The following is a 16,320-nucleotide window of genomic DNA, read 5'->3' as shown; positions in this document are numbered from 1 at the left end:
AGTTCCTGGCGTGAAGCCGATCACCGCATGTGCGAGAGCGGGAGCCCCGCGACGGGCGCGCGGAACGTGAGGAGGTGGGGCATCGCCAGCGACCCCATGTAACACGTGCGGAGATCGGGGCCGCCGAACGCGATGCTCGTGGGCAGCTGAAGCGTGTTTCCCGCGCAGGCGCCGAGATCGGCCGGCTCGATGGTGCCGTTCCTCTGCTTCAGGGTCATCGTCTCGAGGACGGCAGGGCGCGGATCCTCGAAGACGGTCTGGTAGCTGCCGTCGGGGAAGACCACCCCGAGGCCGTTGCGACAGACGGCCACCACCCAGAGGTTGCCCTCGGCGTCGAAGGCGAAGCCATCCATGTACCCGCCGATGCCGAGGCTGTCGGGCCCGAACTGCTCGGGATCGCCGAGGCTGCCGTCGTCGCGCACCGGGAACCGGAGGAGGCGGCCGGGGACGGTCTCGACGGCGTACAGGAACCGCTCGGCGGCGTCGAGGCGCACCTCGTTCGTCAAGCTGAGGCCGTCGGCCACGATCCGGGCGCCCTTCTCGTCGACGAGCACGATGTACCCGTCGCGGAGGCTGCCCACGACCGCGGACCACCACGGGAGCTGCCGTGTCGTGACCGAGATCCAGAGGCGATCCCGCGAGTCGATGAAGCAGAAGTTCACGGCGCCGAGCGGCTTGCCGTCGATGGAGTCGAGGAGGACCTCGGACCGGCCGTCGCGGTGGAGCTTGTGGATCTTGCCGCCCGACATGCTGGCGACGATGAGGTTGCCCTGCCGATCCATCGCCATGCCGTTCGGCTCGGGCACCTCCGGGCCGAGGGTCGCCTGCCTGCCATCGGGCTCGATGCGCGTCGCGATGCCGCGAGCATCCGAGGTCCAGAGGGTGCCGCCGGGCTCGGCGATCACGCACTCCGGCCGGACAAGGCCTTGCCCGACGTACTCGATCCGAGACAGCTCGAGGGTGAAACCCCTGACAGATGACATCCAACGACCTCCCGGCACGGCGCCGCGCCGCGCCCGCTCGACGCGCGCGAGCATAACACCCCCCTCGACGATGGGGACATCTCGAGCAGACGCGCCGCCCCGGGCCGACAGGCTCGGGAACGAGACGCTCAGGAGCTCGCCTTGAGCGCGGTGAACTCGCCAGGATCGTGGATGGTGGGGGGATTGACCCCGCCGCCGATGAAGTCCTCCGTCCGGTCGTACATGCCGAAGTGGGTCACCGGCCCCGAACCGCCCCGCGCCGGGAAACCATCCGCGCCCGCCTTGACGCCGAGGGCGTTCATCAAGCTGCAGAAGTACTTGTTGATGGGCGCGTTGGCGAGCGACGGATCGGTCCCCGTCTCCTGGGAGATCGCGTCGACCTGGTTCGAGGTGCCTTCAGTACACGTGATCTCGCTGTTGCCGGTCGTGAGATCGGGCGAGCCGTCGTCGACGTTCACGGCCCAGCCGGTCTTGAAATAGCCGCCGGCGCTGCCGGCCTGGACGATCGGCAGGTTGTTGAGGTTGCGGGCGCAGCCGTCCGACACGTCCTGGAACCAGACGGCCGCGCAGCTGTCGAGGAGCGTCCCGTCGCCCTCCTCGATGCGGCTCAGCTGGTCGACGAGGTGGGCGAATTTCCTCGCATAGTAGTCGTCGATCGTGAGGAGCATGTCGATCGCGCCGGGGACGCAGGTGCCCGTCATGCCCGCGTTGTCCAGGCGATGCGAGAGGCTGGCGCTCTCGAGCGTCACGCCGAGCCCTTTGAAGGCGTAGTTCCCGGGGTATTTCAGGAAGATGACGGGGTTCGCGTTGCACGCCGCCGCGAGCACGGCGAGGTTCGAACAGAGGTCCGCTGCGTCCAGGGTGTCCGAGATGCGCTGCGTCAGTATGTCGTCGACGCTCGGGCGCGTGATCGCCAGGTTGACGTTTTCTTGCGTCGCACCGAGCGCCGTGGCGAGGGACGTGTCGCACTGCGCGGAAGCCACCACGTTCCCTGTCGAGTGGATGAGCTCCTTCCAGGCTGCGAGCTTCTGCTTGTCGGCACGGCTCATGTCGAACCGCTCGAGCCTCTGCAGATCGTCCTTCACGATGTCGAGGACGCTCTTGCCGCGCATCGCCGCGTAGGTGTCCGGAGACGGCGGCTTCCCCGCCTCGAAGATGCCCGTGAGGCTGCTGAAGACCTGCGACGCGTTGAGGCCCCTGAAGGGCGTCACGGCGGCGGAGTAAGAGATCGCCGACTGAGCGTTGTCATTCTGACCGGCCGTGTTCAAGAGCAACGGAGTCCCTTGCGGGCTGAGCTGTCGTGCGATGACGTGGTCCAGCGAGGGACCGGTCGGCTTGGCGTTGAACTTCGTCTCCGCGTCGAAGCTGAACGGGTCGTCGCTGTTGGGCGTGACCGGGTGGCAAGTGAAGTACGACCCGACCACCTGCGTGTGGGGATCGTTCCCCTGCCCCCGCTCCAGCGTCGCCGTCCACTCGTTCATCGCGCGGATGCCTCGGGGCATGAGGAGCTTGTCGACGTGAGGCGCCAGGTGCTTGAGCGTCGTCGACTGGAGGTCCGCGGCGGTGAGCGGGCCGTGCGACTTCTTCGGGAACCACCTCGTCGTGATGCAGCCATAGAGCGTGAACATCACGATCAGCCGCTTCGGCGGCGTGACCGGCTGCGCCATCACGGAACGGTCGAGGATCGAGCCGAGGAACGGCGCCGCGACGCAAGCTCCGCCCAGCCCCCGGAGGAAAATTCTTCGGTTCATGCGCTTTGACATGGTCGTATTTTTCCTGCCTCAATGAAGACAACCGCCCGGCTGCCACTCGGAACGCCCTCGGATGCCCGCGTTTGCCACGGCTCCCTCGTCCCCATAATCCCCGCGGGTCCGTGAACGTATTTGGAATTCGCTCGGCCGGGCGCGATCGTCGAGCGGAGAGATGCCCCCCCGATCACCGGTCTCTCGCGCGGCGTGCGCGGCGCCCGGGCACCCCTGCGCGCGCTCGGCGTCAACCGGCCGCTCGAGCGCGTCACGCTCCCAGCACAGCACGCCGCGAGGCCCATTGCCTCGAGCCACGATCTTTTTCCATGAGATGTTCTCCGACCCTCCCGATCAGAGGTTTCAAACAAATTCTGACAATTCGCAGCCATGACCCGCAATGGGCCACACCCGTGCTTCAGCGGGAGCGCTCCCGTCCGGCCCATCGCTTTTCTGGCTCACGACGCGTGAAGCCCCCTTTTCGCCGTCGTCAGGTGTGCAATGGATCTGCGCGTCGATGCCGCTCGTCTTTCTGCCCGGCGATCTCCGCTTCTTCCTCTGGGACGACACGGCCGTGGATCGGCTCGCGGCCCGGTCGCTCGGCGCGACGACCCCGGCGGAGGCGGTCGTGGTCTCCGAGGCGGGTCGGGCCGTGAGGAAGACCGGAGAGGCCGCGGCGCTCCTGGACGGCCTGTCCGCGCTCGCCAGCATGGCCCAGGACGACCTCGGGCGAGCGCCTCCGTCCGTCGCCGCGTGGAGCCTGGCGAGCAAGCTCGCCCTCGATCTCGTGGTGCGCGAGCGGGTCGTGCCCCGCGTGGTGCCGGCCGGCGCCGCAGGGGGGCGCACGGAGGCCCGCTGGGCGGTGTCGCTCGCCGCCCCGGAGGACGCCGCGCGCGTCGCGGCGCTCGCCCGCGCCATGCCGCCGGCCGCGCACGCGGTGCCGGCGGGCGCGCAGCAAGCCAGCGGCGACGGCGGGCGCCCCCGCGGGCCCCGCGCCGCGGAGGTCTGGTCCGCGGAGGCCCTGCTGCGCGCCTTCCTGGACGCCGCGGCCGACGCGCTCGCCCGCGACGGCGCCACGGATCGCCCGGCGCGCGCGCCGCGCTCCTCGCACACCCCCTGGGAGCGCCGGCTGGTGCTCGCCCTGACGGGGCCGCGGCGCACCTTCGCCGCGGAAGGCCTCGCCGAGCGCGCGCTCGTGGCCGATCTCGACGCGTGGGTCCGGCCCGCGCTCGGCGCGTGCGACGCGCTGCGCGCCTGCTTCCGGCTGGAGCTGCCCCAGGGCGACCGCGGCTTCGTGCTCCGCTTCCTGCTGCAGGCGACCGACGATCCGAGCCTGCTCGTGCCCGCCGCCGACGTGTGGAAGACCCAGGGGCGCACGCTGAAGGCGCTCGGGCGCGCGTTCTCCGGCGCCGAGGAGGTCCTCCTCGGCGCGCTCGGCGCCGCCGCGCGGCGCTTCGCGCCGATCGCCCGGGCCCTCGGCGAGGCGCGGCCGGAGCGCGTGGACCTCGATCCCGCGGAGGCGTGGGACTTCCTCGCGCAGGCCGCGCCGGCGCTGGGCGAGGCCGGGTTCGGCGTGGTCGTGCCGGGCGAGCTCCTGGCCTCGGGGCAGCGCCGCCTGCGCCTCCGCATGCGCGTCGGCGCGGCGCGCCGCACCGCGGGCGTCGTCGCGGGCAGCGCCGGGCTCGGCCTCGACGAGGCGCTCGATTTCGCCTGGGAGGCGGCGCTCGGCGACGAGGCGCTCTCCGCGCGCGAGCTCGCCGCCCTCGCGCGGCAGAAATCGCCGCTCGTCCGGCACCGCGGGGCCTGGGTGGTCGTGGTCCCCGAGGAGCTCGCCGAGATAGCGCGGCGCCTCGAGGCCGGCGGCGGCCGCATCTCGGCGCGCGAGGCGCTGGAGGGCGCGCTCGCGGGCGAGACCCGCGTCGACGGCCTGGCCGTCCCCGTGGTCGCCGAGGGCGCGCTCGCGCGCACGATGGAGCGGCTCCGCTCGGGGGCCGAGCGCGCCGCCGCCCCGCCCGCGGGGTTCGTGGGGACGCTGCGCCCGTACCAGGCGCGCGGCGTCGCCTGGCTGCAGACGATGGCGAGCCTCGGCCTGGGCGCCTGCCTGGCCGACGACATGGGCCTCGGCAAGACCGTCCAGCTGCTGGCGTTCCTCGTCGGCCGGCGGGCGGCGGCGCCCGAGGACGCGCGCCCGACGCTGCTCGTCGCCCCGACGTCCGTCGTCGGCAACTGGGAGCGGGAAGCGGCGCGCTTCGCCCCTGCCCTGCCCGTCGTGCGGCACTACGGCGAGGGGCGCGCCCGCTCGGCCGAGGAGCTCGCGTCGCGGGCGTCCGGCGCGAGCGAGCGGCCCGCCGAGGGCGGCGACGGCGGCGCGCGCCGCGCGGGCGGCGGGCTCGTCCTGACCACGTACGGCCTGCTCCGCCGCGACGCCGCGGCGCTCGCCGGCGTGGACTGGGCCGCGGTCGTGCTGGACGAGGCGCAGAACATCAAGAACGCCTCGTCGCGCACCGCCCGCGCCGCGCGCGCGCTCCGCGCCCCGCACCGCGTCGCGCTGACCGGAACGCCCGTCGAGAACCGACTCGCCGAGCTCTGGTCGATCCTCGAGTTCGCGAACCCCGGACTGCTCGGCCCGCTCGAGGCGTTCCGGCGCGCCTACGCGGTGCCCATCGAGCGCTACGGCGACCGGAAGGCCGCAGAGCGGCTCCGGCGCGTCGCCGGGCCGTTCTTGCTGCGACGCCTCAAGAGCGATCCCGCCGTGCTTCAGGACCTTCCGCCGAAGGACGAGGCCAGGGTGTTCTGCACGCTCACGCGCGAGCAGGTGACGCTCTACCAGGCGGCGCTCGACGAGGCGATGCGCCGCATCGAGGAGGCCGAGGGCATCGAGCGGCGCGGGCTCGTGCTCTCGCTGCTGACGGTGCTCAAGCAGATCTGCAACCACCCGGCGCAGTGCCTCGGGGAGGCGGGGCCGCTCGCGGGCCGGTCCGGCAAGCTCGCGCGGCTCACCGAGATGCTCGAGGAGGCGCTCGCGGCGGGGGATCGCGCGCTCGTGTTCACGCAGTTCCGCGAGATGGGCGACCGGCTGGTCCGGCACCTCGCGCCTTCGCTCGACACGGAGGTCCTCTTCCTGCACGGCGGCACGCCGAGGCTCGCGCGCGACGAGATGGTGCGGCGGTTCCAGGACGATCCGCGGGGGCCGCGCGTGTTCGTGCTCTCGCTGAAGGCCGGCGGCGCGGGGCTCAACCTGACGGCGGCGAGCCACGTGTTCCACTTCGATCGCTGGTGGAACCCCGCGGTCGAGGACCAGGCGACGGACCGCGCGCACCGGATCGGGCAGCGGCGCGCGGTGCAGGTCCACAAGCTCGTCTGCGCGGGCACCATGGAGGAGAAGGTCGACCGGATGCTGGAGCAGAAGCGCGACCTGGCGGCGCAGGTGGTGGGCCAGGGCGAGGCGTGGATCACCGAGCTCGACGACGCGGCGCTGCGCGAGCTGTTCGCGCTGTCGAGGGACGCCGTGACCGGCGCGGGCGAGCTGGACGATCGCGAGGAGCCGGAATGAGCCCGCCGGCGCGATGGACGCCGTTCCCCCGGGAGGCCGGGCCGAAGCCGCCGCCGCCGGCGCGAGGCATCCGGATGAAGCGGGCCGGCACGACCTGGTGGGGCAAGCGCTGGGTGGAGGCGCTGGAGCGGATGGCGCCCGACGACGCGGGCCGCCTCGCGCGCGGGCGCACGTACGCGCGCACGGGGCGGACGCACGATCTCACGGTGAAGCCCGGCCTCGTGACCGCGCGCGTGACCGGCTCACAGCCGAGGCCGTACAAGGTGATCCTCACGATCGCGCGGCTCGATGACGCCACCTGGGCGAAGGCGATCGCCGCCATGGCGAAGCGGGCGAGCTTCGCGGCGGAGCTCCTCGCGGGCCAGATGCCGGAGGACATCGAGACCGCGTTCCAGAGCGCCGGGACGAGCTTGTTCCCGGAGCGGCCGGAGGACCTCACCACGGCCTGCTCGTGCCCCGACATGGCGAACCCCTGCAAGCACGTCGCCGCGACGCACTACGTGCTCGGGGAGGCGTTCGACAAGGACCCCTTCCTGCTGTTCGAGCTGCGCGGGCGCACGCGCGAGCAGGTGATCGAGGCGATCCGCGCAGCGCGGGGCGCTCCGGCGCGCGCCAGGCGGGCGGGCGCCGGGAAAGGCGCCCCCTGCGCCGGAGACGCGCCGGCGATCGCGACGGTGACGCCCGGCAAGATGGCGGCGAAGGACTACGACGCCTGGCGCGCGGCGCCGCCGGCGCTCGACGTGGCGCTGGCGCCGCCCGCGGCCCACGCGGCGCTCCTGTCGCAGCTCGGCGCGCCGCCGGGCTGGAGCGAGGAGCGCTCTCCGGCGGATCTCTTCGGGCCGCTCCTCCGGGCGGCGTCGGAACGGGCGCGGGAGATCGCGATGGCGGAGGGCGCGCCGCGGGGGCGAGGGCGCGGCTGAGCCGGCGCGTCAGCAGTTCCGCGCGGCGGGGGCCCCCGCCCGGGACGCGGCGGCGCGCACGGCCGCCCGCTCCGACTCGGAGAGCACGACGTTCAGCTCGAGCACGTCGCAATCGCCGCTCCGCTCCACGTTCACGCTCACCTGGTCCAGGTCGATCCGCTCGTACTTCGAGATCACCTGGAGCAGCTCCTGCTTGAGCCGCGGCAGGTAGTCCGGCTCGCCCGTCGGGCGCACGCGCTCGCGCGCCACGATGATCTGCAGCCGCTCCTTCGCCACGGTCGCCGACTTCGGCTGCGACTTACGGAAATAGTCCATGATCGACATGGCAGAACTCCCTCAGACGGTCGCCGCCTGGCCACCGAAGATTCGGCTGAAGAACCCCTTCTTGGCCGGCTCCAGGAAGCGGTGGGGGCGCTCCGCGCCAAGGAAGCGCTGGACCACGTCGAGGTAGGCCTGCGCCGCGTCGCTCGTCGGGTCGAGCACCACGGGCGTCCCGGCGTTCGACGCCTGGAGCACCGCCGGCGACTCCGGGATCACGCCGAGCAGCGGGATGCCGAGGAGCTCCAGCACGTCCTGGTGCGCCAGCATCTCGCCCTTGGCGACGCGCGCCGGCGCGTACCGCGTGAGCAGGAGGTGCGTCTTCACCGCCTCCTCGCCGACCTCCGCCCTGCGGGTCTTCGCGTCCAGGAGGCCGAGCACGCGATCCGAGTCCCGCACCGAGGAGACCTCGGGGTTCGTCACCACGATCGCCTCGTCCGCGAAATACATCGCCATCTGGGCGCCCCACTCGATCCCCGCCGGCGAGTCGCAGAAGATGTACTCGAAGCCCGCGCCCCGCAGCTCGTCGAGGATGCGCCCGACGCCGTCGAGCGTGAGGGCGTCCTTGTCCCGCGTCTGCGACGCGGGGAGCACGTAGAGCGAATCGAGCCTCTTGTCGCGGATCACCGCCTGACGGAGCGTCGCCTCTCCGCGGATCACGTTGACGAAATCGTAGACCACGCGCCGCTCGCACCCCATCACGAGATCGAGGTTGCGGAGCCCCACGTCGAAATCGATGGCGATCGTCTTGCAACCGACGGCCGCGAGGCCGGACGCGAGGTTTGCGGTCGTGGTGGTCTTGCCGACTCCGCCTTTGCCCGAGGTGACGACGACTACCTTTGACACCAGAAACCTCCTTAAGATGGTTCGAGAGACGTGGCCTGTCCTACGGCCGAGCCCGCGCGGATGCCCGCCTCCCGGCGTTGAGGGGGCGGCGTCGACGTGATGAGAGCTCGGCGCCCACCCGATTCCATTGAGGCCGGGGACGCGCTCGACTGGGTACGTCATCGCGAACCGAACGAACAACTTTTTCGCGACGAAACTTGCAGCGTAACCCGGCCGGCGATCTGGATCCAAGTTACCTACATGTAGGTGCACCCTCCGGTCGTGCGTTGCGCCGCCTCATCAGCCGCTGGGCGCGCTCCAGACGAAAGCCCGGGGGGCGGGCCGGCGGCGCTCGGGGGAGCCGCTCGCCGAGGTGGATCGCCCAGGCGTCCGGCGTCGAGATCGAGCCGTTCGGCTCCCAGCCCGACCCGGCGCTCACCACGGGCGCGCTCAGCGAGCTCACGTAAGCCCGTCACCTCGCCTTCGCGCCACTCCTCATCGGCGATTTTCCGTGCCTATTGACAGTCGCTTCGTCGACGTCGTATCTCAAAATTGCACACATGGGTTTCAGGACGCCCAAGACGCTGCAATGCGCCCGTCGAACCGACATGGTGCTGGTTTATCGCAGATGTCGGCCGCACTGTAGGGAGACCAGGATGCTTGTGGGATTCGCGTCCCAGATCGTGGCATCGTGCTCGCCGACCGCCGAGGAGGGAATGTCATGAAGATGACAGGACGACGCTGGATGACGGCCCTCGGGCTCATGCTGATGACGGCGGCGTGCGCAGCAGAGGACGCCCCCCAGTCGGACAAGCCAACCGAGGAGATCGCGCTGATCAAGCGAGACCGGACTCCGGTCACCGAGTTCACGCCAGAGGACATCGAGGAGACGGTCGACAAGCTCGCCAACGCGATCAACCGGAGTGGGCTCGAGCCGATTCAGATGGTGGTCCTGCTGAAGCACCTCTCCACCTTCTTCGAGCCGATCGCCACCGGCGCGAACCGAGCCATGGGGGAGCTCGAGGCCGTGGGGAACGTGCTCGGCCCCACCACGCAGATGGTGATGGACGACGGGACGACGTCGCAGAGCCTCCAGAATCAACAGATCGCGAACGCGATAGAGGATGGCGCCCAGGGCATCGGCATATCGCCCTACGATTCCCTCAACGAGGTCTCCATCAGGAAAGCCGTGGAGAGCAAGCTCCACGTGGTGACGTTCGACACCGACCTGAAGGACTCGGGGCGCACGCTCTACGTCGGGGCCATCCAGAAGGAAGCCGGCGCCAAGGCGGCGCAGGCCCTCCTCGATAGCAAGATCGGAGGCTTGCCCCCCCCGCCAGGGACAGTGGTGCTCCACGGCGACACGTCAGCGCAGTGGTACGACGGGTCCCAGCGAACGTTCGGCGCCATGGATGCGCTCGGGAAGACCGGTTACACGGTGCAGGTGGTCCAGGCCGCCTTCGTCAACGGCCAGGAAGACTTCGACGTCGGTCAGCTGAAGAGCCTGATCATGAGCGCGGACCCGCCTGTCGTGGGCATGATCGGCATGTTCAACATCTCGTATCGGTGCGTGATGGCCGCAGAAGCCGCCGGCAGGCCGGACATGCCCATCGTCACGTTCGACTTCGATCCGAAGACCGTCGAATACATGCAGAAGGAGCGCATCAAGGCGACGATCGTCCAGCGGCAGTACTACGAGGGGTACCTCGTGCCCTACATTCTCTACGGCATCGAGCACATCGGCCTCGAAGCGACGAAGGAGATCCTCCGTCCGCTGATGGTCGACGAGAACAAGATGCCCGACGAGCACCGGGTCAACATCGGCGTCGACGTGGTCCCGCAGGACAAGTTCGACGAATACAACGATTTCCTCGACCAGATCGGCTCGATCCAGTAGCGGCGCCGTGGACGGCGGCGGGCTCGCGGCGAGGTTCCACCCCGGCGCCGCGGGGCCGTGGGGTAGACTGGGCTCATGACCGTCATCCGCTTCTATCGCTCCGGCGACGCTCACGGGTTCTTCTCCAACTTCTCGCGCCACCCGGTCACGCTCAAAGGCAAGGTGTGGCCCACGAGCGAGCACTACTTCCAGGCCCAGAAGTTCCCCGGCACCGAGCACGAGGAGGCGATCCGCAACGCCTCCGGCCCCGGCGAGGCGGCGCGCATGGGCCGGCAGCGGAGCCGCCCGCTGCGCCCCGACTGGGAGCAGGTCAAAGACGATGTCATGCGCGAGGTGGTGCTGGCGAAGTTCACCCAGCACGAGGATCTCCGGCGCGCCCTGCTCGACACCGGGGACGCGGAGCTGGTCGAGCACACGGCGAACGACGCCTACTGGGCCGACGGCGGCGACGGGAGCGGGCGGAACATGCTGGGCGTCATCCTGATGGAAGTCCGCGCGCAGCTGCGCCGCTGACGCGTCAGGGCTGTCGCGCGACCGCGGCTCCGCGCTCAGAACTGCGCCACGCCGAACGGCTGCGCGGAGACCAACGCGTCCGGCCCGCTCCCGGTCGGGTGGCTCTCGGCGACCCCGCTGATCGTGCCGGAGACCGCGCCGCTGCTCAGCGCGCCGCTCAGGTACACGGTGACCGCCTTGAACTCCGCGGGATCGACCTCGGTGACCTCGTACGAGCCCTGGAGCGCGGAGAGGTCGATCTTGTAAAAGAAGCTGGCAGCGTCGACCCGCGGAACCCTGAGCGTGACCGCGAACGACTCGTCGAAGGCGCCGTCCTCGGTCGAGAAGGCCAGCGGGACGTCGATCTGCAGGTGATCCGAGCAATCCACGGCGAGCGCCGGCTCGGCGCCGCTCGAATCGCCCTCTGCCACCGTCGATCGCACGAAGCGCGCGGCGACGAGCTCGCCCACGGAGACGGTCGCCGTCGTGCTGCCGCCCTTCGCCCACGTGAGCGGGACGGAGCGCTCTCCGGAGATCGCCGTGAGCGCCTCTCGCGCCGAGAAGCCCAGCGGGGAGACGTCGTCTGCGCCGATGTCCTCCTTCTCCTCGTCACACCCGCCCTCGGATCCGTGGACTCCGCCGATCTGGCCGCCCTGCGGCCCGCTGCCCGCGCCGTCGACGCACCCGAAGAGCCCGACGCTCGTCGCCGCCACGATCACCCAAGAAAGCCAACGCCGCTCGCGCATGTTCACGACCTCCTGCGGCGTACCTTGCGTTCGCGGTCGACGCGACGCCAGGTCAGCTTCGCACATTCCATAGGGCAAAAAGGCCTCCCCATGTGCGAAGCTGCGATACGTGGACCATGAATTCCTTGCAAGAGAGCTGATCCGCGCCCTGCGCGGCCGGCGCTCGCAGCTGGCCTTCAGCCGCCGGCTCGGCTTCCGCACCAACGTCGTTTACACGTGGGAGTCCGGCAGGCGCTGGCCGACCGCGGCCACCTTCCTCGTCGCCGCGCGGCGCGCGGGGGTCGACGTCGCGGGGGCGCTGAGGCGCTTCTTCCCCTCGCTGCCCGCGTGGCTCGCGCGCGCCGATCCGGCGTCGGCCGAGGGCGTCGCGGCGCTCCTCTCGGAGATGCGCTCCATGTCGCCCATCGTCGATGTGGCGCGGCGCGCGGGCAGGAGCCGCTACGCGGTCGCGCGCTGGCTCTCGGGCGAGGCCGAGCCGCGGCTGCCCGACTTCCTGCGGATGGTCGAGGCCTGCTCGCTGCGCCTGCTCGATTTCGTGGCGCTCTTCGCCGACCCGGCGGCGCTCCCGGCGGCGAGCGCGGCGTGGCGCACGCTCGAGGCCCAGCGCCGCGCCGTCTACGAGGAGCCGCTGCTCCCCGCCGTCCTGCTCGCGCTGGAGCTGCCGGCCTACCGGGCGCTGCCGCGCCACGAGCCGGGGTGGATCGCGCGGCGGCTCGGGTTTCCCGTCGAGGACGAGGCGCGCTGCCTGGATCGGCTCGCGGAGGCCGGCCAGATCCGGAGGAGCCGCGGGCGGTGGAGCGTCGCGCCAGTCCGAACGGTGGACACGCGCCCGGATCCGGACGCGGAGCACCGGCTCAAGTGCTTCTGGGCCGGCGTCGGGCTGGCGCGGCTCACACGCAAGGCCGAGGGGCGCTTCTCGTTCAACGTCTTCACGGTCTCCGCGGCCGATCTCGAGAAGCTCTCCGAGCTCCACGTGAGCTATTTCCAGAACATGCGCGCGGTGATCGCAGAATCACGGCCGCCCGAGCGCGTCGTCGCCGTGAACCTGCAGCTCTTCCCGCTCGACGGGGGTTGAGCCGGCTGCGGGCGTTGCGACGCCGCGACGCCGCGCCCGGGAAGCCCGCGCCTCACCGAGCTTCCACCGAGCGGCCTGCGCGGCTCACACGATGGCGAACGCCCGGACCGGGAACGTGCCGAAGGCGCGGACCTTCACCGGGACGGCGAAGAGGCGGGCTCCGGCGGCGGGGAGCTGATCGAGCCCGGTCATGTGCTCGCAGATCGGGATGTCCGCTCCGAGCAGGAGGGAGTGGACCGGCCGCGCGGGATCGGCCGTGTCGTCGATATTGTAGGTGTCGACGCCCACGAACACGGCGCCTGCGCCGGCCAGGAGTTGCGCCGCGTCCCGCGTGAGGTACGGGTGTCCTTCGAAATAGCGGTCTGTGCGCCAGTGAGCGCTCCAGCCCGTGCGCACGAGGACGGCTTTCCCGGCGAGATCGAGCCCGTCGAAGGCGTCGGCGTCGATGGCCCTCCCGGACCGGCCCCGGGCCTCGACCACCACGCTCTCCAGATCGGCCAGCGATTCGAGCGGCAAGCCGGCGAGATCCTTGCCGTTCGCATAGCGATGAAACGGGCTGTCCACGTAGGTGCCCGTGTTGGCGACCATGTCGATTCGGCCGATGTGGAATTCGACGCCTTCCGCGTAAACGCCGCGGGACTGCTCGCGCGAGAGGAAATCGCAGACGACGGGCGCCGGCACGCCCTTGTACGTCGTCATGCCGTGCTCGACGGTGTGGCTCAGATCGACGAAGGTTCGTGAGACGGGGGTGGTCACGGTCGGCTCCTTGGAAGGGGCTCCGCGCGGCGGAGCCTCCTGTGCGCCCGGTCGGGGCCCCGAGCCGCCGCCAGTTTCGCGAGTGGGCGCGAGGAGATCCAGAAATCGGGCGCGAGCCGGTCGAGTTGACATACGCTCACATGCGCCGATACAGTGCGAGCGCGGCGAACCCTGGCCCGATGGTTCACGGGGGCGCGCGTCGTGCATGGGTGCCTCGGCGGGGGCCGGGCGTCGTCGCTGGAGTGGTCACGGGAACGGAGCGTCGCGGGGGGGTCGAGATCGCCCGCGTGGAGAGGTGGATGTCTGGGATGAGTCGAACCATGCCGCGCCGCGCGTTCGTCCTGTCGGCGCTGCTGCTGTCCACGTGCGCCGCGGCGGGCTGTCGTTCGAAGAATGGCAGCGAGAACCCGTCCGCCGCTCCGGAGCGGGCGGCGACGCCGGGGGGGTCGGCGCAGGCGGCGGCCGCCTCCGCGCAGCAGTCCCCGCCGAAGCGGGCCGCGGTGGTCACGATCGCGAGGGAGCAGCAGGCCACCTGGGTGCGCAACTTCAACCCCCTGCTCCCCGAGGGGAGCGCGCGCTTCCCGACGGTCGCCGGCATCTACGAGCCGCTGCTCGTCTACAACACGATGCGGAGCGATTACACGCCGTGGCTCGCGACGGGCTACGCGTGGAGCGACGCGAACAAGAAGCTCACCTTCACGACGCGCTCCGGCGTCAAGTGGTCGGACGGACAGGCGTTCACGGCGAGGGACGTCGCGTTCACGTTCGCGCTCCTCAAGAAGCACGCGGCGCTCGATCTCGCCGGGGTGTGGCGGTTCCTCGGCGCCGTGACGGCGATCGACGACACCACCGTCGAGTTCACGCTGCGGCGGCCCTATGTCCCCGGCCTCAGCTACATCGGCCACCAGCCGATCGTGCCGGAGCACGTGTGGAAGGACGTCGTCGATCCGGTCACGTTCGCGAACGAGAACCCCGTGGCGACAGGGCCCTTCACCGAGGTGAAGGTCTTCCAGAACCAGGTGTACGAGCTCGGCAAGAACCCGCGCTACTGGCAGGAGGGCAAGCCGGCGGTCGACGGGCTGCGCTTCCCGGCGTATCCGAGCAACGACCAGGTCACCCTGGCGCTCGTCAACGGCGAGATCGACTGGGCGGGCGCGTTCGTGCCGGACATCGAGCGGGTCTTCGTCGCCAAGGATCCGGCCCATCATCATTACTGGTTCCCGCTCGTCGGGGGCACCGCCACGCTGTACCCGAACGCCACGAAGAAGCCGTTCGACGACGTGCGCGTGCGCAAGGCCATCAGCATGGCGATCGACCGCGACCAGATCGTCAAGCTCGCCGCGGACAACTACACCCATGGCGCGGACGCGACGGGGCTGGACGACTCCTACGAGCGGTTTCGCAGCGAGAAGGCGGTGCAGGCGGGCGACTGGGTGAAGTTCGATCCGCAGCGGGCGAACCAGATCCTCGACGAGGCGGGCTATCCGAGGGGCGCGGACGGGATCCGGACGAGGCTCGGCAAGCCGATGCACTTCGAGATCAACGTCGTCAGCGGCTGGTCCGACTGGGTCCGCGCGGTCCAGATCATCACGCAGAACCTGGAGAGCGTGGGCATCGCCGCGTCGATGAAGACCTACGACTTCAGCGCGTTTTACGCGGCGCTGCAGAAGGGCCTGTTCGATCTGTCGATGGGCTGGACGAGCGTCGAGCCCACGCCGTACAATTTCTACCGCGATCTGATGAGCGCAGATCTCGTGAAGCCGCTCGGCGAGGTGGCGCCGCGCAACTGGCACCGTTTCGGCGCCAGGGAGGCCGACGTGCTGTTCCACGCGTTCGAGTCCGCGACGTCCCCTGCCGATCAGAAGCGCATCCTGGACGGGCTGCAGATGATCTTCGTGCAGGCCGCGCCGGTGATCCCGCTCTTCAACAACCCGTCGTGGGGCGAATACAGCACGAAGCGGTTCACCGGCTTCCCGACGATGGAGAACCCGTACGCGAAGCTGACGCCGAACAACCCGCCGGAGTACCTGCTCGTCCTGACCGAGCTCCGGCCGAGGTGACGCGCCCTAGAGCCGCGTGACGACGAGCCCGTCGTTCTGCACCGAGATGCGGGCAGGCTTGCCGCGGTGCTCGTCGGGGATCTCGTCGGCCATGAGGTAGCGGCCGGCGATGGAGACGAACTCCGCCTCGAGGCTCATGCAGAAGATGCTCGCGTCCGCGTTGTTGTGGGCGCCGGCCATGGCGCGGCCGCGGAGCGGCGCATAGACATGGATGTTGTCGTTCGCGATGAGCTCCGCGCCCGAGCTGACCGGCGAGAGGACCACGAGGTCGCCGTGCGGCACGTAGATGACCTGCCCGCTGCGCACCGGCTGCCGCACGGTGAGCCCCGCCGGCGGCGGCTCCCCGGCCGCGTCCGGCGGCGGCGCGGCCTCCCTCGGGCGGCGGGCGGGCGCCGCCGCGCCGCGCTCCGCCGCGGCGGCCCCTGGCGCGCCGCGGTCCGGCGCGGGCCCTACCGCCACAGGGCCCGGCGTGGGGGTGCTCCCCTCGGCCGGCGCGGCCTGGCGAGACGAGCGCGTGAGCGGCGTCCGCAGCACGCCGAGGCCGGCGGCGACGGCCCGCTCGCGCTGGGCGTCCGTCGGGTTGCGCACGGCGATGGGCACGAGGTTGTGCTTCCTCAGCAGCCCGGCGAGGGCGCCGAGATCGACGGGCTCGTCGCCGAGCTCCGCCAGGTCGAGCAGGATCGGCAGGTGCAGGAAGAAGTGCGGCATCTGCGAGATGTGGTCGGCGAGCTGACGCTCGACGGCCGAGACATCCGCCGTCTTGAGACAGAGCATCGTGATGGCGGGCATCGTGCCCTTGAGCGCAAACGCCTGCTGCTCCTGCCGCTTCTCCCCTCGCCTGCCCGACACCATCGCTGTCCTCGCTCGCAAAAAGGTGCTCCCGCCGCGGCACTGTAACCCGGATCCGGCGCCTCGCGCGGGAAAAACCGGTAGGCGTTCCGGGCCTCGCCGCG

14 protein-coding genes are annotated in these 16,320 nt (G+C 70.9%); 7 read left to right on the top strand and 7 right to left on the bottom strand.

Annotation, left to right across the window (positions count from 1 at the left end):
• Window positions 1–20: 20 nt before the first annotated feature.
• Both WMF27_RS16935 and WMF27_RS16930 read right to left on the bottom strand, forming a co-directional pair.
• A complete protein-coding gene (locus WMF27_RS16935; RefSeq protein WP_437944289.1) occupies window positions 21–983 on the bottom strand; it encodes an SMP-30/gluconolactonase/LRE family protein in 963 nt (320 codons plus the stop codon).
• A gap of 128 nt (window positions 984–1,111) precedes the next feature.
• Complete coding sequence (locus WMF27_RS16930; protein WP_437767847.1) at window positions 1,112–2,734, bottom strand: DUF1552 domain-containing protein; 1,623 nt, start codon at window positions 2,732–2,734, stop codon at window positions 1,112–1,114.
• A gap of 508 nt (window positions 2,735–3,242) precedes the next feature.
• Here WMF27_RS16930 and WMF27_RS16925 point away from each other — a divergent pair.
• Both WMF27_RS16925 and WMF27_RS16920 read left to right on the top strand, forming a co-directional pair.
• Window positions 3,243–6,278, top strand: a complete 3,036-nt coding sequence (locus WMF27_RS16925) for an SNF2-related protein (RefSeq protein WP_437767848.1) — start codon at window positions 3,243–3,245, stop codon at window positions 6,276–6,278.
• Window positions 6,275–7,198, top strand: a complete 924-nt coding sequence (locus WMF27_RS16920) for an SWIM zinc finger family protein (RefSeq protein ID WP_437767849.1) — start codon at window positions 6,275–6,277, stop codon at window positions 7,196–7,198. Before WMF27_RS16925 ends, WMF27_RS16920 begins: the two co-directional genes overlap by 4 nt.
• Before the next feature lie 9 nt (window positions 7,199–7,207).
• On the opposite strand, the gene minE is transcribed toward WMF27_RS16920, so the two are convergent.
• Together minE and minD are read right to left on the bottom strand one after the other, a co-directional pair.
• Complete coding sequence (minE, locus tag WMF27_RS16915) at window positions 7,208–7,522, bottom strand: cell division topological specificity factor MinE (RefSeq protein ID WP_437767850.1); 315 nt, start codon at window positions 7,520–7,522, stop codon at window positions 7,208–7,210.
• Window positions 7,523–7,534: 12 nt separating this feature from the next.
• Window positions 7,535–8,362, bottom strand: coding sequence for a septum site-determining protein MinD (gene minD / locus WMF27_RS16910; protein WP_437767851.1), 828 nt, complete (start codon window positions 8,360–8,362; stop codon window positions 7,535–7,537).
• Between the two features lie 266 nt (window positions 8,363–8,628).
• Between minD and WMF27_RS16905 the strand changes: the two genes are divergently transcribed.
• The 3 genes from WMF27_RS16905 to WMF27_RS16895 all read left to right on the top strand — a co-directional run bounded on the left by WMF27_RS16905 (window position 8,629) and on the right by WMF27_RS16895 (window position 10,751).
• Window positions 8,629–8,808, top strand: a complete 180-nt coding sequence (locus WMF27_RS16905) for a hypothetical protein (RefSeq protein WP_437767852.1) — start codon at window positions 8,629–8,631, stop codon at window positions 8,806–8,808.
• 254 nt (window positions 8,809–9,062) lie between these two features.
• Window positions 9,063–10,238, top strand: a complete 1,176-nt coding sequence (locus WMF27_RS16900) for a sugar ABC transporter substrate-binding protein (protein WP_437944288.1) — start codon at window positions 9,063–9,065, stop codon at window positions 10,236–10,238.
• A gap of 75 nt (window positions 10,239–10,313) precedes the next feature.
• Complete coding sequence (locus WMF27_RS16895; protein WP_437944287.1) at window positions 10,314–10,751, top strand: NADAR family protein; 438 nt, start codon at window positions 10,314–10,316, stop codon at window positions 10,749–10,751.
• A gap of 35 nt (window positions 10,752–10,786) precedes the next feature.
• Here WMF27_RS16895 and WMF27_RS16890 read toward each other — a convergent pair whose 3' ends face one another.
• Window positions 10,787–11,476 carry a hypothetical protein gene (locus tag WMF27_RS16890; RefSeq protein WP_437944286.1) on the bottom strand — a complete coding sequence of 230 codons (690 nt, stop codon included), beginning with the start codon at window positions 11,474–11,476 and terminating at the stop codon, window positions 10,787–10,789.
• A 109-nt stretch (window positions 11,477–11,585) separates the two neighbouring features.
• On the opposite strand from WMF27_RS16890, the gene WMF27_RS16885 reads away from it, so the two are divergent.
• Window positions 11,586–12,551, top strand: a complete 966-nt coding sequence (locus WMF27_RS16885) for a DUF4423 domain-containing protein (protein ID WP_437944285.1) — start codon at window positions 11,586–11,588, stop codon at window positions 12,549–12,551.
• A gap of 84 nt (window positions 12,552–12,635) precedes the next feature.
• Here the strand turns inward: WMF27_RS16885 and WMF27_RS16880 are convergent, their stop codons facing one another.
• Entirely contained in the window at window positions 12,636–13,307 is a 672-nt protein-coding gene (locus tag WMF27_RS16880; protein WP_437767857.1) for a cyclase family protein, read from the bottom strand.
• A 320-nt stretch (window positions 13,308–13,627) separates the two neighbouring features.
• Between WMF27_RS16880 and WMF27_RS16875 the strand changes: the two genes are divergently transcribed.
• On the top strand, window positions 13,628–15,367 hold the full coding sequence (locus WMF27_RS16875) for an ABC transporter substrate-binding protein (RefSeq protein WP_437944535.1): 1,740 nt from the start codon (window positions 13,628–13,630) through the stop codon (window positions 15,365–15,367).
• A 6-nt stretch (window positions 15,368–15,373) separates the two neighbouring features.
• On the opposite strand, the gene minC is transcribed toward WMF27_RS16875, so the two are convergent.
• Entirely contained in the window at window positions 15,374–16,219 is an 846-nt protein-coding gene (gene minC / locus WMF27_RS16870; protein ID WP_437767858.1) for a septum site-determining protein MinC, read from the bottom strand.
• Between the last annotated feature and the right edge of the window lie 101 nt (window positions 16,220–16,320).

This window comes from Sorangium sp. So ce281 (assembly GCF_051527395.1).
Classification (GTDB): domain Bacteria; phylum Myxococcota_A; class Polyangia; order Polyangiales; family Polyangiaceae; genus Sorangium; species Sorangium cellulosum_B.
Note: the sequence above shows the minus strand (reverse complement) of the source record. Positions and strands in the feature narration are given on the sequence as shown.